At 71.9% G+C, this 23,686-nt stretch carries 20 protein-coding genes; 12 read left to right on the top strand and 8 right to left on the bottom strand.

All coding sequences use genetic code 11. From position 1 onward, the window contains the following. Window positions 1-244: 244 nt before the first annotated feature. Both Aco03nite_RS54625 and Aco03nite_RS03055 read right to left on the bottom strand, forming a co-directional pair. Window positions 245-673 (bottom strand): pentapeptide repeat-containing protein, encoded by a 429-nt coding sequence (locus Aco03nite_RS54625; RefSeq protein WP_203793013.1) that lies wholly within the window; start codon window positions 671-673, stop codon window positions 245-247. Next, the gene (locus tag Aco03nite_RS03055; protein ID WP_203793012.1) at window positions 604-1,638 is read right to left on the bottom strand and encodes an ABC transporter substrate-binding protein; all 1,035 of its coding nucleotides are present in this window, start codon (window positions 1,636-1,638) and stop codon (window positions 604-606) included. The genes Aco03nite_RS54625 and Aco03nite_RS03055 overlap by 70 nt, the downstream gene beginning before the upstream one ends. A gap of 137 nt (window positions 1,639-1,775) precedes the next feature. On the opposite strand from Aco03nite_RS03055, the gene Aco03nite_RS03050 reads away from it, so the two are divergent. The 3 genes from Aco03nite_RS03050 to Aco03nite_RS03040 all read left to right on the top strand — a co-directional run bounded on the left by Aco03nite_RS03050 (window position 1,776) and on the right by Aco03nite_RS03040 (window position 4,736). Beyond that, on the top strand, window positions 1,776-2,801 hold the full coding sequence (locus Aco03nite_RS03050; RefSeq protein WP_239144873.1) for a FecCD family ABC transporter permease: 1,026 nt from the start codon (window positions 1,776-1,778) through the stop codon (window positions 2,799-2,801). A 77-nt stretch (window positions 2,802-2,878) separates the two neighbouring features. Beyond that, window positions 2,879-3,913: a FecCD family ABC transporter permease gene (locus Aco03nite_RS03045; protein ID WP_203793011.1), complete on the top strand. Its 1,035-nt coding sequence runs from the start codon at window positions 2,879-2,881 to the stop codon at window positions 3,911-3,913. 49 nt (window positions 3,914-3,962) lie between these two features. Next, window positions 3,963-4,736, top strand: a complete 774-nt coding sequence (locus Aco03nite_RS03040) for an ABC transporter ATP-binding protein (RefSeq protein ID WP_239144872.1) — start codon at window positions 3,963-3,965, stop codon at window positions 4,734-4,736. Between the two features lie 10 nt (window positions 4,737-4,746). Here the strand turns inward: Aco03nite_RS03040 and lhgD are convergent, their stop codons facing one another. The 6 genes from lhgD to Aco03nite_RS03010 form a co-directional block, all read right to left on the bottom strand. Beyond that, a complete protein-coding gene (gene lhgD / locus Aco03nite_RS03035; RefSeq protein WP_203793010.1) occupies window positions 4,747-5,946 on the bottom strand; it encodes an L-2-hydroxyglutarate dehydrogenase in 1,200 nt (399 codons plus the stop codon). 98 nt (window positions 5,947-6,044) lie between these two features. Beyond that, window positions 6,045-6,884: a PrpF domain-containing protein gene (locus Aco03nite_RS03030; RefSeq protein WP_203793009.1), complete on the bottom strand. Its 840-nt coding sequence runs from the start codon at window positions 6,882-6,884 to the stop codon at window positions 6,045-6,047. Window positions 6,885-6,930: 46 nt separating this feature from the next. Next, complete coding sequence (locus Aco03nite_RS03025; protein WP_203793008.1) at window positions 6,931-8,316, bottom strand: HAMP domain-containing sensor histidine kinase; 1,386 nt, start codon at window positions 8,314-8,316, stop codon at window positions 6,931-6,933. Further along, complete coding sequence (locus Aco03nite_RS03020) at window positions 8,313-9,011, bottom strand: response regulator transcription factor (protein WP_275415806.1); 699 nt, start codon at window positions 9,009-9,011, stop codon at window positions 8,313-8,315. Before Aco03nite_RS03020 ends, Aco03nite_RS03025 begins: the two co-directional genes overlap by 4 nt. Window positions 9,012-9,019: 8 nt before the next feature. After that, window positions 9,020-9,427, bottom strand: a complete 408-nt coding sequence (locus Aco03nite_RS03015; protein ID WP_203793006.1) for an FMN-binding protein — start codon at window positions 9,425-9,427, stop codon at window positions 9,020-9,022. Between the two features lie 14 nt (window positions 9,428-9,441). Continuing rightward, the gene (locus tag Aco03nite_RS03010; RefSeq protein ID WP_203793005.1) at window positions 9,442-10,821 is read right to left on the bottom strand and encodes a ferredoxin reductase family protein; all 1,380 of its coding nucleotides are present in this window, start codon (window positions 10,819-10,821) and stop codon (window positions 9,442-9,444) included. 176 nt (window positions 10,822-10,997) lie between these two features. Here Aco03nite_RS03010 and Aco03nite_RS03005 point away from each other — a divergent pair, with 176 nt between their 5' ends. The 9 genes from Aco03nite_RS03005 (at window position 10,998) to Aco03nite_RS02965 (ending at window position 23,637) form a co-directional block, all read left to right on the top strand. Next, window positions 10,998-11,588: a DUF4956 domain-containing protein gene (locus Aco03nite_RS03005; protein ID WP_239144871.1), complete on the top strand. Its 591-nt coding sequence runs from the start codon at window positions 10,998-11,000 to the stop codon at window positions 11,586-11,588. Continuing rightward, window positions 11,585-12,352 carry a polyphosphate polymerase domain-containing protein gene (locus Aco03nite_RS03000; protein ID WP_203793003.1) on the top strand — a complete coding sequence of 256 codons (768 nt, stop codon included), beginning with the start codon at window positions 11,585-11,587 and terminating at the stop codon, window positions 12,350-12,352. Before Aco03nite_RS03005 ends, Aco03nite_RS03000 begins: the two co-directional genes overlap by 4 nt. Next, window positions 12,352-14,154 (top strand): carbohydrate-binding domain-containing protein, encoded by a 1,803-nt coding sequence (locus Aco03nite_RS02995; RefSeq protein ID WP_203793002.1) that lies wholly within the window; start codon window positions 12,352-12,354, stop codon window positions 14,152-14,154. Before Aco03nite_RS03000 ends, Aco03nite_RS02995 begins: the two co-directional genes overlap by 1 nt. 215 nt (window positions 14,155-14,369) lie before the next feature. Next, complete coding sequence (locus tag Aco03nite_RS02990; protein ID WP_239144868.1) at window positions 14,370-15,269, top strand: Sco1979 family transcriptional regulator; 900 nt, start codon at window positions 14,370-14,372, stop codon at window positions 15,267-15,269. A gap of 63 nt (window positions 15,270-15,332) precedes the next feature. Beyond that, window positions 15,333-16,274 carry a phosphodiester glycosidase family protein gene (locus Aco03nite_RS02985; RefSeq protein ID WP_239144867.1) on the top strand — a complete coding sequence of 314 codons (942 nt, stop codon included), beginning with the start codon at window positions 15,333-15,335 and terminating at the stop codon, window positions 16,272-16,274. Further along, entirely contained in the window at window positions 16,271-17,347 is a 1,077-nt protein-coding gene (locus Aco03nite_RS02980; protein WP_239144866.1) for a glycosyltransferase, read from the top strand. Before Aco03nite_RS02985 ends, Aco03nite_RS02980 begins: the two co-directional genes overlap by 4 nt. 13 nt (window positions 17,348-17,360) lie before the next feature. Next, complete coding sequence (locus tag Aco03nite_RS53965) at window positions 17,361-18,824, top strand: GGDEF domain-containing protein (protein ID WP_203793001.1); 1,464 nt, start codon at window positions 17,361-17,363, stop codon at window positions 18,822-18,824. A 474-nt stretch (window positions 18,825-19,298) separates the two neighbouring features. Next, on the top strand, window positions 19,299-23,141 hold the full coding sequence (locus tag Aco03nite_RS52570; RefSeq protein WP_239144865.1) for an AfsR/SARP family transcriptional regulator: 3,843 nt from the start codon (window positions 19,299-19,301) through the stop codon (window positions 23,139-23,141). Next, window positions 23,089-23,637, top strand: coding sequence for a carboxymuconolactone decarboxylase family protein (locus Aco03nite_RS02965; RefSeq protein WP_203793000.1), 549 nt, complete (start codon window positions 23,089-23,091; stop codon window positions 23,635-23,637). The genes Aco03nite_RS52570 and Aco03nite_RS02965 overlap by 53 nt, the downstream gene beginning before the upstream one ends. Window positions 23,638-23,686: the final 49 nt, after the last annotated feature.

Below are 23,686 nucleotides of genomic sequence, written 5' to 3'. Positions count from 1 at the left end.
CCCCCGGGCGACGCGGTGCCCCCGGGCGACGCGGTGCCCCCGGGCGACGCGGTGCCCCCGGGCGACGCGGTGCCCCCGGGCGACGCGGTGCCGAAAACCCTTCCACCCTCCCCCGCGCCGCGCTGCCCTCGGCGGCGCGGCGGGCGCGGACGGCGGGGGACCGGGCGGCGGGGGACCGGGCGGCGAAGGGCGCCGGGGACCGCCGGACCGAACTCGCGGCGCCGGCACGACGAGCGGCGCGGCGCTAGGTGCCGAGACGAACGGCGGGCGGCGGGGGCCGCGGGGGCAAACTCGAGGCGCCGGCGCGATAAGCGGCGCGGCGCCGGGTGCCGGGACGAACAGCGGCCCGGCGCAGAGGGGCCCGGCGCAGAACGGCCCGGCGCAGAACGGCCCGGCGCAGAACGGCCCGGCGCAGAACGGCCCGGCGCAGAACGGCGGGTGGCGGGGCAGCCGGGACGAGCGGCGGGGCGTCGGGACGACCGCCGGGCGTCGGGAATCCGGTCGCCTTCCCTGGTGCCGGGGAAGCGAATCTCGGTCGGCTCGTCGGTGGCGGGTGGCAAAACCCCGCCGCCGGGAGGGCGACGGGGTTTGGGAAGGCCTTTGTCAGGCGAGTTTCTTGGACTTCTTGATGGCGGCGGTGAGGGCCTCGATCAGCGGGGCCGAGCTGGCCCACGAGTAGATCGGGACGGCTTCCCACGGGAAGACCTGGTTGGCCTTGACGGCGGGCAGGGCGCTCCAGCCCGGCTTGGCGGCCAGGTCGTTGGGCTGCAGGGTGCCGGGGCGGGCGTCCAGGAAGATGATGTCGGCGTGGTACTTGTCGGCGTTCTCCCAGCTCAGTGACTCGTAGTAGTCGCCGCCGTCGGTCTTCTCGGGGACGATGACGTCTACGCCGAGTTCCTTGAAGTACATGATGTCCGACGACACCTTCGGGTTCGACACGTAGAAGATGTCGGCCGAGCCGGAACCTGCCAGGACCTTGATGCCGCCGGACGCCTTCGCGGCCTCGGACAGGTCGGCTGCCGCTTTCTCGAAGCGGGCCTTGTCCGCGACGACCTTGCTGGAGTTGAGGTCAGCGCCCAGCGAGGCGGCCAACTCGGCGTAGCGCTCGATCGGCTTGTTCAGCGGCACCCGGCCGACGGTGATGGTCGCGGTGGGGGCGAGTTTGAGGATCTGGTCCTTGCTCTCGTCCGGGAGGTACCAGTAGGCGCCCGGGTCGAACATGTGGGTGACCAGCAGGTCGGGGGTGAGAGCGGCGTACTTCTCCACCGAGAACTCGCCCCACTTGTTGCCGATGATCTCGACCTTGCTGATGTCCAGCGAACCGGCACCCGCCTCGGCGGTGCCGTCGGCCTTCTTGGTCTCGCCGAAGACGCCGGCAATCGAGTCCTGCAGGCCCAGGTCGGCGAGGGCGGCGGCGACACCGGTGAAGGCGACGATCTTCTTCGGGGTGCTGTCGGCGGTCAGGTCCTTGGGCTGGTCGTCGGTGAACTTCCAGGGGCCGGCCGCTGCTGCGGACGACGCCGGCGTCCCGCTCTCCGCCGACTCGCCACCGCAGGCGGCGAGCAGGGCGCCGGCACCGACGGCGCCTCCCGCGGCCAGCAGGCCACGACGGGACAGGGAAACCTGCGAGAACTTCATCATCAAGTCTTTCTGGGTTGAACTGCCACCAACAGCGCGGCAACGACCGGTCCGGTGACCGCGTGCGATGGTTAGGCTAACCTAACGAGCCGATCGCGCGTCAACAGTATCCGGATCACCGGGACGGGAGAGCCACGCTGTCCACCATCGACATCCCTCTCGAACAGGGGGTACGCAGAAAGAGCCGGCGGACGTCGGTACGCCTGACCGGACTCGTCGTGGCGTTGGCCGCACTCGCCGCGGTGGCGGTCCTGAGCATCGGGTTCGGCGCCCGCTTCCTCTCCCCAGCCGAGGTGTGGTCCGGCCTGTGGGATCCGACGGCCCAGTCCTACCGGATCGTCCACGAGATGCGGCTCCCCCGTACCCTCCTCGGCCTGATGGTCGGCATGGCCCTCGGCCTGGCCGGCGCCATCATGCAGGCGCTGACCCGCAACCCGCTCGCCGACCCGGGCCTGCTCGGCATCAACGCCGGCGCCGCGGCCGGGGTGGCCAGTGCCGCGGTCTTCTTCGGAGTCGGCACCTTCTACGGGTACGTGTGGTTCGCCCTGGGTGGCGCCGCCGCGGTCACCGCACTGGTCTACGCGGTCGGTGGCGGGCGCTCGGCCACCCCGGCCCGGCTCGCGCTGGCCGGGGCCGCGCTGAACGCGACGTTGTACTCCTATGTGTCCGCGATCCTGCTCTCCGACAGCCAGGCCATCGAGAAGGTCAAGTTCTGGACGGCGGGTTCGCTGGCCAGCGCCGACTTCGCCACCGTGCAGCGGCTGCTGCCGTTCTTCGCGGGCGGTCTGCTGGCCGGTCTGCTGGTGGCCCGGCCGCTGAACGCGCTGTCGCTCGGTGACGACGCGGCCCGTGCTCTGGGCGCCCGGCCGTCGGTGATCCGCGGCGCGGTGATCGTGGCGGTCACCCTGCTCTGCGGCGGCGCCACCGCGGCGTGCGGCCCGATCGTCTTCATCGGCCTGCTGATCCCGCACATGGTGCGCCCGTTCACCGGCCCGGATCTGCGCTGGCTGCTGCCGTACACGGCGATCCTGGCCCCGGTCCTGCTCCTCGGTGCGGACGTGCTCGGCCGGGTCCTGGGCAGCCCGGGTGAGCTGCAGGTCGGCACGGTCACCGCGGTCCTCGGCGGTCCCCTCTTCCTCTACCTGGTGCGAGCCGCGAAATGACGACATCCGGCGCGAGCCGCAAAGAGACGACCTCCGGTGCGAACCGTGAAGAGACGACCTCCGGTGCGAGCCGCGAAATGACGACGACAACCACAAAAGCCAGGACGATCAAGAGCAGGGTTGGCGTACGTCCCCGAGCGGTCGTCGTCGGGGTGGGCGCCGCCATCGCCACCCTGTTGATCAGCGTCTTCAGTCTCGGCACCGGCGACTTCGAGATCGCCCCGGCCGACGTGGTGACCACGTTGTTCGGTGAGGGCAATCCGGCACACGAGTTCATCATCACCGAGCTGCGGCTGCCCCGGCTGATCACCGCGATCCTGGTCGGCGCCGCCCTGGCCGCCTCCGGCGCGGTCTTCCAGTCACTGGTGCGCAACCCGCTGGGCAGCCCGGACATGCTGGGCGTGACCAACGGCGCGAGCACCGCCGCGCTGACCGTGGTGATCCTCGGCGGCACCAGCACCCAGCTGTCGGTCGCCGCGGTGCTCGGTGGCCTGGCCGCCACGCTGCTGATCCAGTTGATCGCCGGGCGGGCCCTGCACGGGTTCCGGTTCATCCTGGTCGGCATCGGGATGGCGGCCATCCTGACCGGCATCAGCGGCTATCTGCTGACCCGGGGCGTGCAGATGGAGAACGCGCGGGCCCTGCTCTGGCTGACCGGCAGCCTCGACGGGCGGGACTGGGGTCAGGCCGTACCGATGGCAATTGTCCTGGTCCTGGTTCTTCCGGTGTTGCTGCTGGCGTGCGGGCCGGGCCTGCGGATCCTGGAGATGGGCGACGACTCGGCGTCCGCGCTGGGTGTGCCGGTGCCGCTGCTGCGCAACGGGGCGCTGCTGTCCGCGGCGCTGCTGGTGTCGTTCGCGGCGGCCAGCGCCGGTCCGGTCAACTTCGTCGCGCTGATCGCCCCGCACCTGGCGAAACGGCTCACCCGGGCGCCCGGGCCGAACCTGGTGCCGTCGATCGCGGTCGGCGCGCTGCTGCTGACCGGCGCCGACTTCCTCGCCCAGCATCTGCTCGAGGACCAGTCGCTGCCGGTGGGGGTGGTAACCGGCCTGGTCGGCGGCGGCTACCTGGTGTGGCTGCTGACCACCGAGCGCAGGGCCGGGCGGATCTGAGATGAGCGACAACGCAACAGGAGACAAGATGAGGCTCAGCGGCAGCGGGATGACGCTCGCCTACGACAAGCGGACCATCGCCGAGGACCTGAGCGTCGAGATCCCGGACGGCTCGTTCACGGTGATCATCGGGCCGAACGCGTGCGGCAAGTCGACCCTGCTCCGGGCGCTGTCCCGGCTGCTCAAGCCGGCGGCCGGCACGGTCTTCCTGGACGGGAAGGACGTTCATTCCCAGCCGACGCGTACGGTCGCCAGGACGCTCGGCCTCCTGCCGCAGTCGTCGACCGCGCCGGACGGCATCACCGTCGCCGAGCTCGTCGCCCGGGGCCGCTACCCGCATCAGAGCCTGCTGCGGCGCTGGTCGTCCGAGGACGAGCAGGTCGTCACCGAGTCGATGGCGGCCACCGGCGTCGGTGACCTGGCCGACCGGATCGTCGACGAACTCTCCGGTGGCCAGCGGCAGCGGGTGTGGCTGGCGATGGCCCTCGCGCAGCAGACGCCGCTGCTGCTGCTCGACGAACCGACCACGTACCTGGACATCGCGCACCAGATCGAGGTGCTGGATCTCTGCGCCGAGTTGCACGAGACCCAGGGCCGGACCCTGGTCGCGGTGCTGCACGACCTGAACCACGCGGCCCGGTACGCCACCCACCTGATCGCCATGCGGTCCGGCGAGGTGGTCGGTTCCGGACAGCCGGCCGAGGTGCTCACCGCGGAACTGGTCGAGGAGGTCTTCGGTCTGCCGTGCCGGGTCATCGACGACCCGGAGACCGGCACGCCCCTGGTCGTCCCGGCCGCCCGCCGCCGGGCCCGGGCCGTCTAGCCGACTCGGATCAGGAACTCCAGACCTGGTCGACCACGTGCTCGGCGATGGCCAGCGAGGACGTGGCGGCCGGGGACGGGGCGTTGCGGACCGCGGTGATCGAGCCCAGGCGGTGGATGCGGAAGTCGTCGACCAGGGCGCCGTCCCGGTCCAGGGCCTGGGCCCGCACCCCGGATCCGGCCCGGACCACGTCGGCGGGGCCGATCTCCGGGACGTAGCGGGTCGCCTCGGCCATGTACCGGCGTTTGGAGAGCGACCCCAGGACCTCCTTGACGCCGGTACGCCAGTGCCTGCGCGCCATCTGCCAGGTGCCCGGCCAGGAGACGATGCCGGCCAGGTCCCGCAGCGACACGTCGGTGCGGGTGTAGCCCTCGCGGGAACCGGCCAGCACCGCGTTCGGGCCGACCTCGACGACCCCGTCGACCCGGCGGGTGAAGTGCACGCCGAGGAACGGGTAGCGCGGGTCCGGCACCGGATAGATCATGCCCCGGACCAGGGCGGCCTTCTCCGGGCGGACCCGCATGTACTCACCGCGGAACGGGACGATCCGCGGCTCGGTGCTGTCCCCGGCCAACTCGGCGACCCGGTCGCTGTGCAGGCCGGCGCAGACCACCACCCGGTCGGCGATCAGGTCCCGCCGCCCGGCGACGATCCGGACCCCACCGGCCGCCTCCAGCAGGATCCCGGTGACCTCGAAGTTGTAGTGGACCTCGCCGCCGGCCGCCCGGATGTCGTCGGCGAACGCGGCCGCGATCGCCGGGAAGTCGGTGATCGCGGTCTCCGGCGAATGCAGGGCGGCCAGTCCCACGGCGTGCGGCTCGATCTCCCGGATCCCCTCCGGACCGACCCGGCGCAGGCCCGGAACCCCGTTCGCCAGGGCCCGTTTCTCCAGGTCGTCGAGGCGGCCCTGCTCGTCGGCACGCACCGCGACGACAAGCTTGCCGCACTGGTCGTAGGCGATGCCGCGCTCGGCACAGAACTCCCGCAACAGCAGCCGGCCGCGGGTGCACAGCTCCGCCTTCAGGCTGCCCGGCGGGTAGTAGATGCCGGCGTGCACCACCCCGGAGTTGTGGCCGGTCTGATGTGCCGCCGGGCCGGGCTCCTTCTCCAGGACCACCACCCTGGTCCCCGGCCGCCGCCGGACGATCTCCCGCCCGATGGCCAGGCCGACGATCCCGGCCCCGATGATCCCGACGGTCTCGTCCGTCACGTGTACCCCTCTCCGCCCGCGTCCACTGCGGATTCACCTCAGCATCCCGAGCCCCGCCGCTCAAGGTGCGAGCGCTCATAACTGTGGTGACTTGGGCGTCAGGCCGGGATCCGGCCGTCCAGCACCAGGCGGGTCGTGGCCGTCACCGACGGGCACTCGCCCGGCAGCACGTCGAGGAAACCGGACGGATGTTCCAGGCGGAGCAGTTTCCGGTGACGCGCCGTGAAAATCCGGGCGACGACGGTGCCGGGCCGGGCGGCGGCCGCCCCGACGGCGAGCGTGGTGCGGACCCCGATCGCGGGGTGCACCCGGTCCCCGGCGAACACCCGGACAGCCAGCCCGTCACCCGCGTCCGAAGGTGCCACCAGGCAGAGCTCGGCCCGATCGCCGACCGTGGCCAGCAGTCGCCGCACCTGATGACGGAGCCGGTGGTCGTACTCCAGCCGGGTGGGGGTCTCGAATCCGGTCACACCGAACTCCTCCGCGCGGGCGATCACCACCGTCCGACCGTTGTCGATCAGCGTGACCGGCACTCCGCCGATGATCCGGTCAGCCGGCGGGCCGGGCGGCTCCGGGAACCGGAGGAGGACCGGCCCGGACTGCCCGGAACGGCCGGGCGCGGTGGGCACCCGGGCCACGGCGACGACCCCGGCCATCCGGACCCGGACCGCGGTGACCGCCTCCCGGACGGCGATGAGGCCACGCTCGACGGCGAACGCCCCCACCCCCGGCACGATGTCACCGGGAAAGGCGAGGGCGCGGCCCGTCTCCGCCGCACAGTCCACGTCCACCGCTGGGTCGGGTGACCGGTCGACCACGACGGCGGGGCCGCCGAGAGCGCTCAGCACCCCGGCCCGGGCGGCCGGGCAGGTGGGCAGGTCGGCGCCGAGGAAGTAGGCGGATCCGCAGCTCCGGACCTGAACCGGGATCCATGCCACGACCGCTCCCGCAGATTGTCAACAATAATGTCGCCAAAATGCGAGCTTACCGTGGCGCGGACGCCGTGGCGTAGACGCGGCCGAGGGCGATCGTCATGATCGTGCCGTTCGGCTCGTTGGGCCCGGCCTTCACCGTGCCGCCGTGGGCCGCCGCGGTCTGCGCGACGATGGCCAGCCCCAGGCCGGAACCGGGCATGGAGCGGGCCTCGGCGGCCCGGTAGAACCGGTTGAAGACGTGCGGCAGGTCCTCCTCGGCGATGCCCGGGCCGTTGTCGGCGACGGTGAGAACGCCGTCGCGCAGCCGGGTGACCACGGTGCCGCCGGGCGGGCTCCACTTGGCGGCGTTGTCCAGGACGTTCACCGCCATCCGTTCCAACTCGCCGGGGCGGCCGACGACCGTCGCCGGTTCCAGGTCGGTGTCGAAGACGATGCCGGGCACCCGGATCCGGACCCGGTCCAGGGCGGCGGTCACCACCTCGGCGAGGTCCACCTGCTCGACGGTCTCCCGGCTGGTCTCCTCACGGGACAGTTCGACCAGCTCGGTGGTGAGGGTGGCCAGCTCACGGACCTGGGCGTCCAGGTCGTGCAGCAGTTTGACCTTCTCCTCGGGCGGCAGCCGGTGCGCGATCTCGGGCTGGCGCTCGACCTGGAGCAGCAGCTCGACGTTGGTGCGGATGCTGGTCAGCGGGGTGCGCAGTTCGTGCCCGGCGTCCTCGACCAGGGCCCGCTGGGCGCGGCGGGAGGCGTCGATGGCGGTCAGCATGGCGTTGACCGAGCGGCCCAGGCGGGCGATCTCGTCCTCGCCGCTGACCTCGATCGGCCGGGTCAGGTCCATGGTGACGGCGACGTCCTCGACGGCCTCGGTGAGTTTGTCGACCGGCGCGAGCCCGGCGCGGGCGACGGCCCGGCCGAGGACGGCGGCTCCGGCGATCCCGGCCGCGCATCCGGCCGCGAGCAGGGCGGCGAACAGGGCCAGGACCCGTTTGTCGGGGTTCGGGTCGACACCGACCTGGACCGCGCCGCCACCGTCGATCGGCACGGTGAGCATCAGGTACTCGCCGGGACCGAGGGTGATCTCCTCCTGCACCTCGCTGTGCCCGGTGGTGGCGATGCTGACGGCCGCGGCGGAGACCGGCAGCCGGGTGGCCGAGCCGCCGACCACGTCACCGGCCGGGTTGAGGATCTGCCAGCACGGGCCGATCTCCTTGCCGCCGGGGCTGGGCCGGACACCCTGGGACTGCAGCCACTGCCACGGGTTCTCGGCGATGGTGCGGGCGTCGGCGAGCAGCCCGGCGTCGATCCGGCGCTGCTGGATCTGGGCGACCAGCACCCAGGCCCCGGCCGACACGAGCAGCACGGCGGCCGCGACCGCGCCGGCGACCAGCAGCGACAGGCGGTCGTGCAGAGTCCGGGATCTCCACCAGGCTTTCACAACGGCTCCTCCCGCAGCACGAACCCCACGCCACGGACAGTGTGCAGCAACCGGGTCTCGCCGTCGGCCTCCAGCTTGCGCCGCAGGTAGCCGAGGTAGACGTGCAGGCTGTTCGACTGCTCGCCGAAGTCGTAACCCCAGACCTGCTCGAACAGGGCGGTCCGGGAGAGCACCTGCCGGGGGTGGCGCAGGAACGCCTCGAGGATGCCGAACTCGGTGCGGGTCAGTTTCAGGGTGCGGGCGCCCCGCCACACCTCACGGGTGGCGGGGTTCATCCGTACGTCAGCGAAGGTCAGAAGGTCGTGATCTTCGAGAACCGCGGCCGGCACGGTCAACTGCGAGCGGCGCAGCAGCGCCCGGAGCCGGGCCAGCAGCTCCTGCAGGGCGAACGGCTTCACCAGGTAGTCGTCGGCGCCCGCGTCGAGACCGGCGACCCGGTCGCCGACGCTGTCCCGGGCGGTGAGCATCAGCACCGGCAGCACCACGCCGTCGGCGCGCATCCGCCGGCAGGCCTCCAGGCCGTCCATCCGGGGCATGCTCACGTCGAGGATGATTGCGTCCGGTTCGCCGTCGCGCACCCGGTCCAGGGCGTCCCGGCCGTCGCCGGCGGTGTCCACCTGATATCCCTCGAACCGCAGGGTGCGCGCCAGCGAGTCCCGCACGGCCGCGTCGTCCTCCACCACCAGGATCCGCATGGACTCCATTAAAGCTGGGCCGCGTCGATCGCCGACTGCAGCGACTCCTGGTAGCCGCCGCTGGTGTAGGTGGCGCCGCTCACCGAGTCGATGTCCGCGCTCTGTGCCGCGAGGGTCTCCTCGACCAGCACCGGGACGGCGCTGCCGCTGATCTCGTCGTGTTTCGGGCTGCCGCTGGGGTAGATCGGCACGCGGACCGAGGTGATCTTCCCGTCCTCGACGGTGATCACCACCTGCACGTCCCCCTCCTGGGTCTGGACGGTGTCGCCGGTGTAGGTCTCGCCGGTCGCGGTTCCCGCGGACGGTGCGACGGCCACGGTCTCGGCGACCGCGCTCGACCCGGTGCTGGTGCGGTAGCTGAACAGCAGGACCAGCATGGCCACGGTGGAGAGCATCCACAGGGTGATGCGTTTCATGTGCGGAGACCCCTTTACCAGGCGAACAGTTCGGTGTGGACGCGGTCCGGGCGGGCGCCGGCCTCGATCGCGGCGGCGCGGGCGGCGGCGGCCCACTCCTCGGGGCCGCAGATGTAGACCCGGGAGTCGGCGATGTCCGGCGCGACCCGGCGCAGGGCGTCCGCGTCGCCGTTGCCGGCCAGTTCGGCGGGCAACCAGCTGGTACGCCTGGCGCGCGGCCCGGTCAGCGGCACCACCCGGACGCCGCGCCGGGACTCGTACCACTCCAGCTCGCCGCGGAACGCCAGCTCGTCGGCGGTGCGGGCCCGGTAGATCAGGGTGGCGCCGCCGTCGCGGTAGGGCAGTTCGCCGAGCAGCGACAGCAGCGGGGTGATGCCGACGCCGCAGGCCATCAGCACGACCGGTTCGCCGCTGTAGTCCTCGCCGGTCAGCTTGCCGAACGGCCCCTCGATCAGCACCCGGGTGCCGGGCTTGAGCGAGGCCATCCGGGAGCTGCCGTCGCCCTGGTTCTTCACGGTTATCCGGAGCATGTCGCCGCCCGGGGTGGAGGAGAGCGAGAACGGGTTGGCCCGGCTCCAGCCCCTACCGTCCAGGAAGCGCCAGTGGAAGAACTGCCCGGCCCGGACCGGCAGCTCGGCGAGCTTCTCGCCGGAGAGGTGCACCGAGGTCAGGCCGGGGGCTTCGGCGACCACGTGACTCACGGTCAGGCGGTGCCTGCGGTTCCTCAGGAGCGGCAATCCGATGCGGTACGCGATGACGGCCCCGGCCGCGGCCAGGTACAGCGTCCACCAGTAGGCGCGGGCCCACGCGGTGCCGGTGAAGTCCTCGCCGGCCCAGATCTGGTGCGGCAGCGCGAGGCCGACACCCAGGTAGGCGTAGAGGTGCAGCAGGTGCCACGACTCGTACCGCATCCGGCGGCGGGCGGCCCGGATCGAGGTGACCACGACCATCAGCAGCGCGACGGTCCCGGCCGCGGCGAGCAGCATGCCGGGGTAGGTGAGGATCAGGTTCCACAGCTCGGCGAACCAGTTGCCCCCGACGGCGTAACCGGTGGTGATCGTCACGATGTGCAACATCATCAGCCAGAACGACGAGAACCCGGTCCAGCGGTGCCAGCGGGCCAGTCGGTCCTGCCCGAAGGACTTCTCCACGAGCGGGATCCGGGCCATCAGGAGGACCTGGAGCAGTAGTAGGTCGGAGGCGTAGAGACCGGTCAGCCGGCCGATCGCGGTGAAGGCGTCCCCGCTGGTCAGGTCGGTGATGCCGCCGTTCGAGACCCACAGGGCGGTGACGATCAGCAGGCTCAGTCCGGCGGCGGTCGCACCGGCTCCCGGCCACCATCTCGGGGTGGCGCGGAGCCGGCGATGAACGTCGGGCACAGCGGTAGCGGTCATGGTCGTCAACCCTGACCATGTCTCCTAAGACCTCCACGGGCCCTTCCTAAGGGTTACCTAAGAGCACGCTACGCAACTCTGATCCGGTCCATAGAGGGGTCACAGGATGCGGACAGCAAGATCCGGCGAAATGGAAACACCAGATGAACACCACCTGAAGGAAGCTCCCCGTGACCATGTTGCTCGCCGTAGCCGCGGATCTGATCGCGATCCTCGTTCTGACGTTCGGTGTCTACTTCCCCCGGCACCGTCGGCGGGACCTGGTCACCGCTTTCCTGGGTATCAACATCGGAGTCCTCGCGGTCTCGATAGTCCTGGGGAACACCGCGGTCGGCGCCGGACTCGGACTCGGTCTCTTCGGCGTGCTGTCGATCATCCGGCTGCGCTCCGACGAGATCAGCCAGCACGAGATCGCCTACTACTTCGCCTCCCTCGCCCTCGGCCTGATCGCCGGTCTCGGTGACGTGGCGGACCTGCTGCACATCGGCCTGATGGCGCTGGTCATCGTGGCGCTCTACCTCGGCGACCACCCCGCGCTGTTCCGCCGGCACCGCAACCAGCTGGTCCGCCTGGACGTCGCCTACACCGACGAGGACGCCCTGCGGACGCATCTGGAGACCACCCTCGGCGGGCAGGTCACCACCATGGTGATCAAGCAGATCGACATGGTGAACGACAGCACCCTGGTCGAGGTCCGCTGGATCGCCGGGCCGTCCCGGGTCCGCACCGAGCTGGGCCCGCAGATGGAGCGGGTGAGCGCCCGATGACCGTCACCGTCGAGGTCCCCCTCTTCCAGCGGTTCGCCCCGGTCTCCCTCGATCAGCTCAACAGCGAAGCCGCCCTGCTGACCCGTCTGGACCGCAAGTACCTGCTGCCCGCCGACGCCCTGCCGATGCTGCTGGACCGGATGCCGTACGACGTGCGGGCCCTGCAGATCGAGCGGCAGCGCACCTTCGGGTACCGCTCGATCTACTTCGACACCGCCGGGCTGGACTCGTTCCACGCGGCGGCCTACCAGCGGCGGCGCCGGTTCAAGGTGCGGGTCCGGACGTACCTGGACAGCGGGTTGAACTTCGTCGAGGTGAAGACGCGTGGCGGGCGGGGACAGACCGTCAAGGAGCGGATCCCGTACGCCGGGACCGGCGCCGATCTGGGCCACGAGGGCCGTGCCTACGCCGCGGAGACCCTGGCCGGGGCCGGGATCAGTCCCGAAGGACTGGACTTCCACCCGGTGATGGCCACCTACTACCGCCGCAACACGCTGTTCGTCCCGTCGACGGGCAGCCGGGTCACCATCGACACCGGCCTGACCTGGCAACTCCCGGACGGGTCGACCACACACATGCCGAACTCGGTGATCGTCGAGACCAAGTCCGGACGGGCCGCCTCGGACGTCGACCGGCTGCTCTGGTCCCTCGGGCACCGCCCCTGCTCCATCTCCAAGTACGCCACCGGGCTCGCCGCGCTGCGCCCCGAACTCCCGGCCAACCGCTGGCATCCGGTCCTCCGCAATTTCTTGAAAGGGTTCTGATGAGACTCCGTAAGAAGGTCCTCGCCGCCGTCAGCTCCCTGGTCCTGGCCGCCGCCGTGCTGGCCGGCTGCTCCACCTCGGGCAGCGGCACCGACGCCACCCAGGTCGCGGTCACCTCGACCGTGGACGCCTCCACCGTCGACGGCACCCAGGACGCCGCTACCGTCCTGGCTGCCGACAAGGAGGTGCACAGCGCGGGCAGCGACGACGCCGGTGTCACCGGCACCATCGAGCTGACCGGCAGCTCGGCCACCTCCGGCGCCGAGGGCGTGACGGTGAACGGGAACACGGTCACCATCACCGCGGGCGGCACCTACACGATCAGCGGCGAGCTGGCCGGGCAGATCGTGGTGAACGCCCCGGACGCCACCGTCACCCTGATCCTCGACGGGGCCTCGATCACCAGCTCGGACAGCGCCGCGATCGCCGCCACCGAGGTCAAGGAGCTGGTGGTCCAGCTCGCCTCCGGCAGCACCAACACCCTGGCCGACACCTCGTCGTACGCCGAGGACGCGGACGTCAACGCGGCCCTGTTCAGCGCCGGCGACCTGACGATCGACGGCGACGGGACGCTGACCGTCACCGGGAACGGCAACGACGCGATCACCGCCAAGGACGGCCTGCTCGTCGAGTCCGGCACGATCACCGTGACCGCGAAGGACGACGGCATCCGCGGCAAGGACTACGTGGTGGTCACCGGCGGCACGATCACCGTGACCGCCGTCGGCGACGGGATCAAGGCCGACAACGACGAGGACACCGAGCGCGGGTACGTGTCGGTCAGCGGCGGCACCATCGCCGTGACCAGCACCGGTGACGGGATCGACGCGGCCACCGACATCGTGGTCACCGGCGGAACCGTCACGGTGACCTCCGGCGGCGGGCACGGCACGGCGCCCTCCGACGACGTGTCCAGCAAGGGCCTGAAGTCCGGCGTGATCACCGTCCTGGAGGGCGGCACGATCACCGTCGACTCGGCCGACGACGCGGTGCACAGCGACGGCGCGGTGCACTTCAACGGCGCGAAGGTCACTTCGGCCAGCGGCGACGACGGGGTGCACGCCGAGGGCCAGCTGATCATCGACGCCGGCTCGGTCACGGTGACCTCGGCGGTCGAGGGCCTGGAGGCGGCGCACATCGTCCTCAACGACGGCACCGCCACGGTGACCACCAGCGACGACGGGGTGAACGCGGCGGGCGGCAGCTCCACCTCCGAGGACCAGGGTGGCGGTTTCGGCGGCGGCCCGGGCGGCGGTGGTGAGGAGGTCGGGGACTACTCGGTCACCGTCAACGGCGGCACCCTGATCATCAACGCCGACGGCGACGGCCTCGACTCCAACGGCACCGCGTCGATCACCGGCGGCACGGTGGTCGTGAACGGCCCGGAGGGCAACGGCAACGGCGCGCTGGACGTCAACGGCGACCTCACCGTCAGCGGCGGGACGCTGCTCGCCGCGGGCAGCTCCGGCATGGTGGTCACGCCGGCCACCGGCTCCGCGCAGGCGTGGATCTCGGCGACGCTGGACAGCACGATCGCGGCCGGCACCACGGTGCAGATCACCGACGCCGGCGGCACGGTGGTCGGCACCTTCACCACCAGCCGGGCTGTGCAGAACATCACCTTCTCCTCGGCGGCGATCAAGTCGGGCGCCGAGTACACGATCAGCACCGGCGGCACCGCGACCGGCAGCAGCACCGGCGGGCTCGCCGAGTCCGGCACGCTCGGCTCGGCGTCGCAGGTCGCGACGGTGACCGCGGGCACCGCGCCGGCCGGTGGCGGGCGGGGCCGCGGCGGGCGATGACCTGATCCGTCCCTTTCCTCCCCTGCGGTGGCGCCCCTTTCTCTTCCGCGGTGACGCCCCCTTCTCCTCCGCGGTGACGCCCCGGACCGGTCCGCCGGTCCGGGGTGTCGCCATGCAAGTTGCATGTCCACACACGAGACTAGTCAACTGCCGAGTATGCTGTTGCCGACCGTCATCGAAGTATCCACAAGGGACAGTCGATAAAAGAGGCCCAGGTGTCCGAAGTCGGCGACGAGCACGACAACAGCGACAACGGCAGGCACAGCAGCGGGGCGACGGTGCGCCGGCTCCAGGTCGGGGCTCACCTCCGTGCTCTGCGGCAGGCCAAGGGAATCTCCCGGGACCAGGCCGGCTATGTCATCCGCGGCTCCGAATCCAAGATCAGCCGGATGGAGCTGGGCCGCGTCTCCTTCAAAGAGCGCGACATCACCGACCTGCTCAATCTCTACGGCGTGGAGGACCAGGCCGAGCACCGGCGGGTCCTCACCATGGTCCGGGAGGCCAACGCGCCGAGCTGGTGGCAGGCGTACGGCGACGTGCTGGACACCTGGTTCCAGAACTACCTGGACCTGGAGCAGGCCGCCGAGCTGATCCGCACCTACGAGGTGCAGTTCGTGCCCGGCCTGCTGCAGACCGACGGGTACGCCCGCGCCGTGATCAAACTCGGCCACGAGGACGACGGGCCGGAGGAGATCGACCGCCGGGCCAAGCTCCGGATGGCCCGCAAACAGGTCCTCGACCGGCCGGAGGCGCCCCGGTTGTGGGCGGTGCTGGACGAGGCGGTGCTGCGCCGCCCGATCGGCGGGCGCGAGGTGCTGCGCGGCCAGATCGAGTACCTGCTGGAGATGTGCGAGTCGCCGCGGGTGCGGCTGCAGGTGATGCCGTTCGACCGGGGCGGGCACGCGGCGGCCGGTGGCGCGTTCAGCATCCTGCGGTTCCCGCACGAGAAACTGCCCGACGTGGTCTACATCGAGCACCTCACCAGCGGGCTGTACCTGGAGCGCCGCGACGAGGTGGACCAGTACGCGGCGGCGATCGGCCGGCTGTTCATCGAAGCCGAGCGCCCGGACCGGACCCCGGCGATCCTGCGCGGCATGCTGGACGCCCTCTCGTAACGCTGGGTTCATCTACAAGCAGGGCACAGCAGGCCCACAAGGTTCGCGGCTTCACTTCGGGGCGTGACAGAGAAACCCCGCAGGATCAGTCGCCGTGGTCTCCTCGGCGGGGGTCTCGGCCTGCTCGCCGCCGTCGGCGGTGGTGGCGCCTGGGCCCTCGACCGGTACGTGCTCGACCACGTCGAAGTCAGCAGCGCCTCCAGTCTGGCCGCGCAGAACGTGGTGGCCGCCGAAGCCGACAGCACCGGCGGCACCGCCACCGCGACCTCCTACTCCAGCGACACCGCGAAGATCTCCATCGAGACGGTGTCCACCGGCTCCGGCACCGACAAGATCACGTACTTCGTGGCGGACGTGCGGGTCACCGACGCGACCATCGTGAAGTCGGCGTTCGCCAACGACCAGTTCGGCGAGAACATCATCGCGAACCCGTCGGAGATCGCCGCCTCGGCCGGTGCCGTCCTCGCCATCAACGGCGACTACTACGGCTTCCGGGACACCGGCATCGTCATCCGCAACGGCGTCACGTTCCGGGACTCCGGCGCCCGGCAGGGCCTCGCGTTCTACGCCGACGGCACGATGAAGCTGTACGACGAGACCGCCACCAGCGCCGACCGGCTGATCGCCGACGGAGTCTGGAACACCCTGTCGTTCGGGCCCGGCCTGGTCGACGGCGGCAAAGCCATCGACGGCATCGACCAGGTCGAGGTCGACACCAACTTCGGCAACCACTCCATCCAGGGGCAGCAGCCGCGCACCGGAGTCGGCCTGATCGACGCCAACCACCTGCTGTTCGTGGTCGTCGACGGGCGCAGCAAGGGTTACAGCCGGGGTGTCACCATGCCGGAGTTCGCGGAGATCTTCGTCGGGCTCGGCGCGACCACCGCCTACAACCTCGACGGCGGCGGATCCTCGGCGATGATCTTCCGGGACGAGCTGGTGAACAACCCGCTCGGCAAGGGCCAGGAGCGGGGAACCTCCGACATCCTGTACGTGGCGGGGTGAGCGCCGTGATCGTCCTGATCCCCGCGTTCCAGCCCGATGCCCGGCTCGCCACGCTCGTCGAGCGCCTCGACCGGCACCGGGTGCTGGTGGTCGACGACGGCAGTGGCCCGGCGTACGCCGCCATGTTCGAAGCCGCCCGCAGAGCCGGCGCCGAAGTGATCCATCTCAGCCACAACCGGGGTAAGGGGTTCGCCCTGAAGACCGGTTTCGCCCACATCGGGGCGCACTACCCCGGCGTGGACGTGGTCTGCGCCGACAGCGACGGCCAGCACCGCGTCGAGGACATCGAGGCCGTCGCCGCCCGGGTCCGCACCTCCCCCGCCGCCATGGTGCTCGGCGTGCGCCGGTTCACCGGCCGGGTGCCCGCCCGCAGCCGGTTCGGCAACGCCGCCACCCGGATCGCGTTCCGGCTGATCACCGGGCTGGCGGTCACCGACACCCAGACCGGGCTGCGCGGCTACCCGGCCCGCACCCTGCCCTGGCTGAACCGGGTGCCCGGCGACCGCTTCGAGTACGAGCTGAAGCTGCTGTTGCGGGCCGCGGCCGAGCACCTGCCGATCGAGGAGGTCGACATCGCCACCGTCTACCTGGACGGCAACAGCTCGTCACACTTCCGGCCGGTCATCGACTCGGCCCGGATCTACGGCCCGCTGCTCGCGTTCGCCGGCTCGTCGCTGCTGGCCTTCGCCGTCGACGCCCTGCTGCTGGCCGCCCTGGTCACCGCGACCGGCGACCTGACCGCCTCGGCGATCGGCGCCCGTATGGTCAGCGCCACCCTCAACTACACGGTCAATCGGGCCGGTGTCTTCGGCGGCGGCCACGCGGTGCCGCACCGGCAGTCCGCGCCCCGCTACATCGCCCTGGCCCTGGCCATGCTGACCGCCAACATCGCCCTGCTGCACGTGCTCAGCGCCGTCACCGGATCGCTGGTGGTCAGCAAGATCCTCACCGAGGTGACGCTGTTCCTGACCGGTTTCGCGGTGCAAAGGGCGTTCGTCTTCCGCCGCCGGCGCCCCGGGCCGCCCGGCACCCGGATCACAACGGAGCAACAGCCGGTGGGCACCCGCGGCTGACCACGATAACCGCATGTCCATCCGCCGGCCGGCTCCCTGGCAGATCCTGCTGGGCGCGGCACCCGTCCTCATCGGCGCGTACTGCGCCCTCGTCACCGCCGGGATCCTCCCCGGCCTGCAGGTGGCGCTCTTCGTCAGCGCCAACGCGGTGTTCGCGCTCAGCGCGCTGACCATGGCGTGGCGGCGCCCGGCGATGCGCGGCATCCTGCTGCTGCTCGCCGCCGCGGCCGCGTCCGGCGCCGTCGCGGACGTGCTGTACTACTTCCAGGCCCTGATCAACGGGTCGGCGCCGTACCCCGGGGTGCCCGACGTCTACTGGCTGCTGGTCTACCCGCTGATGACGGCCGGGCTGCTGCTGATCGTCCGGCGGCGCACCCCCGCCTGGGACGGCGCCAGTGCCATCGACGCGGCGATCGTGGCCATCGGCTCCGGCTACCTGATCTTCCTGTTCGTGATCGTCTCGCTGATCGACTTCACCTCGCTGACGTCGCTGGTGGCCCTCGCCTACCCGGTCGGCGACCTGATGATCCTGGTGGTCGGCGCGAGGCTGCTGCTCGGCGCCGGCCGGCGGACCCCCGCCCTGCGGCTGATCGGCGGCTACCTGGTGGCGATGCTGATCACCGACACGATCTACGGCTTCCAGACCCAGACCGGCACCTACCAGGCCGGCAACTTCCTCGACCCGATGTGGATGGCGGGAGCCTTCCTCTTCGCCGCCGCGATCCTGCACCCGTCGTCGGCGCACCTGATCGAACCGGCCACCACCGCCACCCCCGACGCCACCGTGGGCCGGCTCACCGTCCTCGCCCTGGCCGCGATCACCGCGCCCACCACCACGGTCATCCAGCACTATCGCGGCGCCGAGGAGTACGTGGTCGCCTCCGCGGCCGTCTGCATAGTCGTGTTCCTGCTGGTCATGCTCCGGATGGCCCTGCTGGTCCGGGCCCAGCGCCGGGACGCGGTGACCGACGCCCTGACCGGTCTGTCCACCCGCCGCTACTTCGACCAGGCCCTCGGCGGCACCCGCGGCGGCGCCCCGGTCAGCCTGCTCCTGCTGGACATCGACCACTTCAAAACCGTCAACGACACGTACGGCCACCACGGCGGCGACCGGGTCCTGGTGGAGGTGACCGCCCGGTTGAGCGCCCTGGTCCGCCCCGGCGACGTGGTGGCCCGATACGGCGGCGAGGAGTTCGCGGTCCTGCTGCCCGACACCCACCCCACCCAGGCCCGGGCGGTCGCCGACCGCATCCGCCAGGCGATAGCCGACACCCCGATAGCGGTCTCCGACACCGAGAACATCCAGGTCACCATCTCGGTAGGCGTGGCCGACATGCAGTCGGTCCCCTCCACCGAGGCCCTGATCACCGCCGCCGACCAGGCCTTGTACGCCGCTAAACACGCCGGCCGCAACCGCGTAGCCACGGCCCCCACCCACCCGTCCCCCAGCCGGCCCTCAACTCCGACCTCGGTCTAGGGCCCCCTCGACCCGGCCCCGACCCAGGGCCCACCCTCAACCCCGGCCCTGGCCCAGGGCCACCGCCGACCTCGTCCCCGGACCGCCCCGGACCACCCCGGGACGGGCCGGGACGGGCCGGGCCGGGGTGGGCCGGGGTGGTCCGGGGTGGTCCGGGGCGGACCGCGACGGGCCGCGGCGGGGCGGGGCGGACCGCGACGGACCGCGGCGGGGCGGGGCGGGGCGGGGCGGACCGCGGCGGGCCGGGGCGGGCCGGGGCGGGCCGGGGCGGGCCGGGGCGGGCCGGGGCGGGGCGGGCCGGGGCGGGGCGGGCCGGGGCGGGCCCACCGCCCCACACCGCCGCTTGAGAGGTGCCAGAGCTTTCCGGCATCCGCCACCGAAAGGCATCAGGGCTTTCCGGCATCCGCTATCTGGATCTTGGGGTGGTATCGGGCCACTTCGGAGGGCGGGGGTGGGCACGGCAGAATCGTCGGTATGCGGTTCGGCATCCTGGGGCCCTTGTGGGCTCGGCGACCGGACGGGGTTCCGATCCCGCTCGGTGGTCCCCGGCTGCGGGCGCTGCTGGCGATGCTGCTCCTCGACGCCGGCCGGCCGGTGCCGATCGACCGGCTGATCGACGGCCTCTACGGTGCGGAACCCCCGCTGGGCGCGGCGAACGCGCTGCAGGCCCAGGTGTCCCGGCTACGGCGGTCACTGCCGATCGAGCTGACCCCGGCCGGGTACCGCCTGGCGGTACCCACCGACGAGGTCGACGCCCACCGCTTCACGGTCCTGGCCACCGCCGGCCACCGCGCCCTGGCCACCGGCGACGCGGACCGGGCCGCGACCCTGCTCACCGAAGCCACCGGCCTCTGGACCGGCGAACCCCTCATCGACGTCCGCCACGCACCCTTCGCCGCACCCCACGTCACCCGCCTGACCGAGGCACGCCTGACCGCCCTCGAAGACCTCCACGACGCGCGACTACGCCGCCCGATCCCGCTACCGCCCGATACGATCCCCGCCCTCCGCGACCTGATCACCACCCACCCACTGCGCGAACGCCCCCACGCCCTCCTGATGCGCGCCCTGACCGCGACGGGCCGCCCGGCCGAGGCACTGGCCACCTACGAGACGATCCGCCGAGCCCTCGCCGACGAACTGGGCACCGACCCCTCCCCCGAACTCACCAACCTCCACACAGCGCTGCTCCGCCGATCCGTCCCACCTCACCGCAACCAGCGCACTCCCGGCCCACACGGCCTCGAGGAGAGCCGGCTTCCCGAGCCGGGCCGGACCAGCGACCCCGCCGGCGCCGGGTGGACCCGCGAGGGTTCTCCGCCGGGAACGGGCCACCCGAACGGAACCGAGCGCGGAACCGGGCGCGAGACCAAGCCTGGGACCGGCCGCGGAACCGGGCCTGGGACCGGGCCTGGGACCGGGTCTGGGACCGGGCCTGGGCATGGGACCGGGCCTGGGCATGGGACCGGGCCTGGGCATGGTTCGGGGTCCGGGCATGGGCCTGTCCGGCGTGGGGTGCCCAGTCAGCTCAACAGCTTCGTCGGGCGGGACGGGGAACTGACCCGGCTCGCTGAGGTGCTGGCCGCCAGACGGCTGGTCACCCTGCACGGGCCCGGTGGTGCGGGCAAGACCCGCCTGGCCGCCGAGGTGGCCGCCCGGCACGACGGGGACGTCTATTTCGCCGAGCTGGCCGCGGCTGGCTCCGACGAGGTTCCCCGAGCGGTGCTGGCCGCCCTCGGTCTGCGTGACGTCATCATGAACACCCCCAACACTCAGCCACCGCCTCCGACGGCTTCCGGACCTCGTCCCGAGCCCTCATCCTCCTCCGCCCCGATAGGCCCCCGCCAGCTCCCGTACGCAAGACCACACCCACCGGTTCCCCCCGCTCCGGACGTCACGGAACGCCTGGTGATCGCCCTCGGCGAGCGGCCTCTGCTGCTGGTTCTGGACAACTGCGAACACGTCGTCGAGGCCGCCGCCGAACTCACCGCCCGCCTGCTGTCCGGCGCGCCCGGCGTCCGGATCCTCACCACCAGCCGGGAACCGCTCGCCATCCCGGGAGAGGTGGTTCTCCCGGTGGGCGGCCTGCCGGTGCCACCGGAGGACCACGACACCGGGCCGCTGAGCAAAGAGAAGACCGAACAGACCGACCGGGGCGGGAAGGCGGCCTGGGGCAAGAGGGCCGGCCGGGGAGAGGAGGCAGGTGGGGGCAGCCAGACCAGCCGAGGCAAGGACGAGGCCCGGGACAAGGAGAAGGGCGGGGACGGGCAGACCGACCAGAGCGAGGAAGCCGGCTGGGGCAAGGAGGAAGGCGGGGACAGGCAGACCGACCAGAGCAAGGAAGACGGCTGGGGCAAGGAGGAGGGCTGGGGCGGGGAAACCGGCCGAGCGGGAGCCTCCGGAGGGGACGATGACGGGCCCCTAGCGCGAGAGGCGGCCGAACCTCTGGCTCCGGCGGTTCGGTTGTTCCTGGACCGGGCCGCGGACGTGGTCCCCGGTTTCGCGATGACCCCGGCGAACGCGCCCGTGATCCGGCAGTTGTGCCGGACCCTGGACGGGCTCCCGCTGGCCGTGGAACTCGCCGCTGCCAGGCTGCACGCGCTGCCGGTGGAGGAGATCGCGGCCCGGCTCGGGGACCGGTTCAAGCTGTTGGCCGGCGGCCGGCGCACCGTGGCCAGGCACCGGACGCTGCAGGCGGTGGTGGCCTGGAGCTGGGATCTGCTGACCGAGGCGGAGCAGACCCTGGCCCGCCGTTTCACCGTCTTCGCCGGAAGCGCCGCCCTGGACGCCGTGGAACACGTCTGCGGCCCCGCCGGGAACCCGGACGTGGTCGAGGTGCTCAGCGGACTGGTGGCGAAGTCGCTGATCGAACGGGACGGCGACCGCTACCGGATGCTGGCGACGATCAAAGCGTTCTGCGCCGAAAAGCCGACAGGCGAGGGCGAGGGCAAGCGCGAGGGCGAGGGCAAGCGCGAGGGTGGGGGCGAGGACGAACAGGACCAGCTGAACCAGGCCCACACCGCATACTTCCTGAATCTGGCGACCGAAGCCGACCCGTACCTGCGCTCGGTCGATCAGCTCGTCTGGTTGGCCCGTCTGGATTCCGACCGGGACAATCTCACCGCGGCGGTACGCCGGAGCACCGCCCGTGGCGACGTGCGGACGGCGTTGCGGCTGGTGTCGGTGCTCAGCTTCTACTGGTGGCTGCGGGGTCTGCGGCTGGAGGCGGCGGCGTTGAGCGCTCTGGTGTTGCGGGCCACCGGGCCGGAGCCGCCGCCGGGGCTGACCGAGGAGTACGTGGTGGCTTCGTTCACCGCGGCTCTGGGCACCGGGTCGGCGGGGGCGGCGGAGCGCTGGTCCGGCTATCTGCGGACGTTGACGAGGGCGCCCGCGCAGCCGTTCCTGCTGTACCTGTCGGCGATGGCGGTGGGCCCGCCGGACAGCGAACCGGACGGAATCGCCGCGTTGAACCGCAGGCTGCGGGAGCAGATCGACGGTGACCCGTGGTGCCGGGCGCTGGGCGGGATCGGCGGCGGCTGGGTGGTGTTGTTCTCGGGGGCCGATCCGGCGCTGGCGGAGCCGCACTTCCGGTCGGCGCTGGACGGGTTCCGGGTTCTCGGCGACCGCTGGGGCACCATGCTCGCCCTGTCGGGGCTGGCGGAGCTCGCGGTGTGGCGTGCCGATCCGGCGGCGGCCATCCCGCCGACGGAGGAGGCGCTGCGGCTGGCCGGCGAGCTGGGTTCCACGATCGACGTCGCCGATCTGCTGCGCGGCCGCGGCCAGGCCCGGATGGACACCGGTGACCGGGACGGGGCGGCGGCCGACTTCGCCCGGGCCGCCGGCCTGGCCCGGGAGGCCGGCGCCCCGGAACTGGTGGCGTCCGCCCTGCTGGGTCTGGGCGCGCTGGCGACGAGCCGGGCCGATGAGGGGGAGCAGGCTCTGGCCGAGGCGTTCCGCTGGTGTTCGGAGGCCCTGGCCGCCTGCCCGGCCGGCTGGTACGGCGCGGACGGCACCCGGATGACGATCCTGCTGACGCTGGGCCGGATCGCCGAGCTGACCGGCGATCCGGTGACCGCGGCGGCCCGTTACCGCGAGGTGTCCACGGTCCGCGGCGGCATGATCGGCCACCAGGTGACGGCGGAGGCCCGGGAGCGCCTGGCGGCCCTGGCCGCGCCCTCCGATGAGGAGGAGGCAGCCGTCGGATCCAGGACAGAGCGCGACCCGGGCCGTGACAGCCGCCCGGAGCCACACCTACGGTCCGGTGATGACACATCTGCGGACCCCGACGACATCGCCGCTGTACGACCGGGTGGGTGAGGACGTGGGCTACGTCCCCAACTTCCTGCGCCCGTTCGCCCTGCAGCCCGGCATCCACTCGGCCTGGGAGTCGATGCTCTCCACGATCAAGAGCGGCATGACCCCGCTGCGGTACGAGTTGGTCGCCCTGGCCGCGGCCCGGGCGCTGAATTCCCGGTACTGCGTGCTGGCCCACACCGCCGTGGTCCGCGACGGCCTGCTGAACGATCCACAGCTGATCGCCGCGCTGACCGCGCCCCGGGACTCGGGCCTGCCACCGGCGGAGGTGGCGGTGATCGAGTTCGCGACCCGGATCGCCACCGAGCCGTCCGCCGCGACGCCGGCCGCTCTGGACGTACTCCGCAATGAGGGTCTGTCCGAGGAGGACATCTTCCACGTGGTGGCGGCGGTGGCGGCCCGGCAGTTCTTCACCACGGTGCTGGCCGCGACCGGCACCGAGCCGGACGACCACTACGACGACCTGGATCCGGCCCTGCGAACGGCGATCCTGCCCTGACCGAAGAAGACCCTGACCGAGGAATACCCTGGTCGGAAGCACCGGTCAG

This window comes from Actinoplanes couchii (assembly GCF_016862075.1).
In the GTDB taxonomy this organism is placed as follows: domain Bacteria; phylum Actinomycetota; class Actinomycetes; order Mycobacteriales; family Micromonosporaceae; genus Actinoplanes; species Actinoplanes couchii.
Note: the sequence above shows the minus strand (reverse complement) of the source record. Positions and strands in the feature narration are given on the sequence as shown.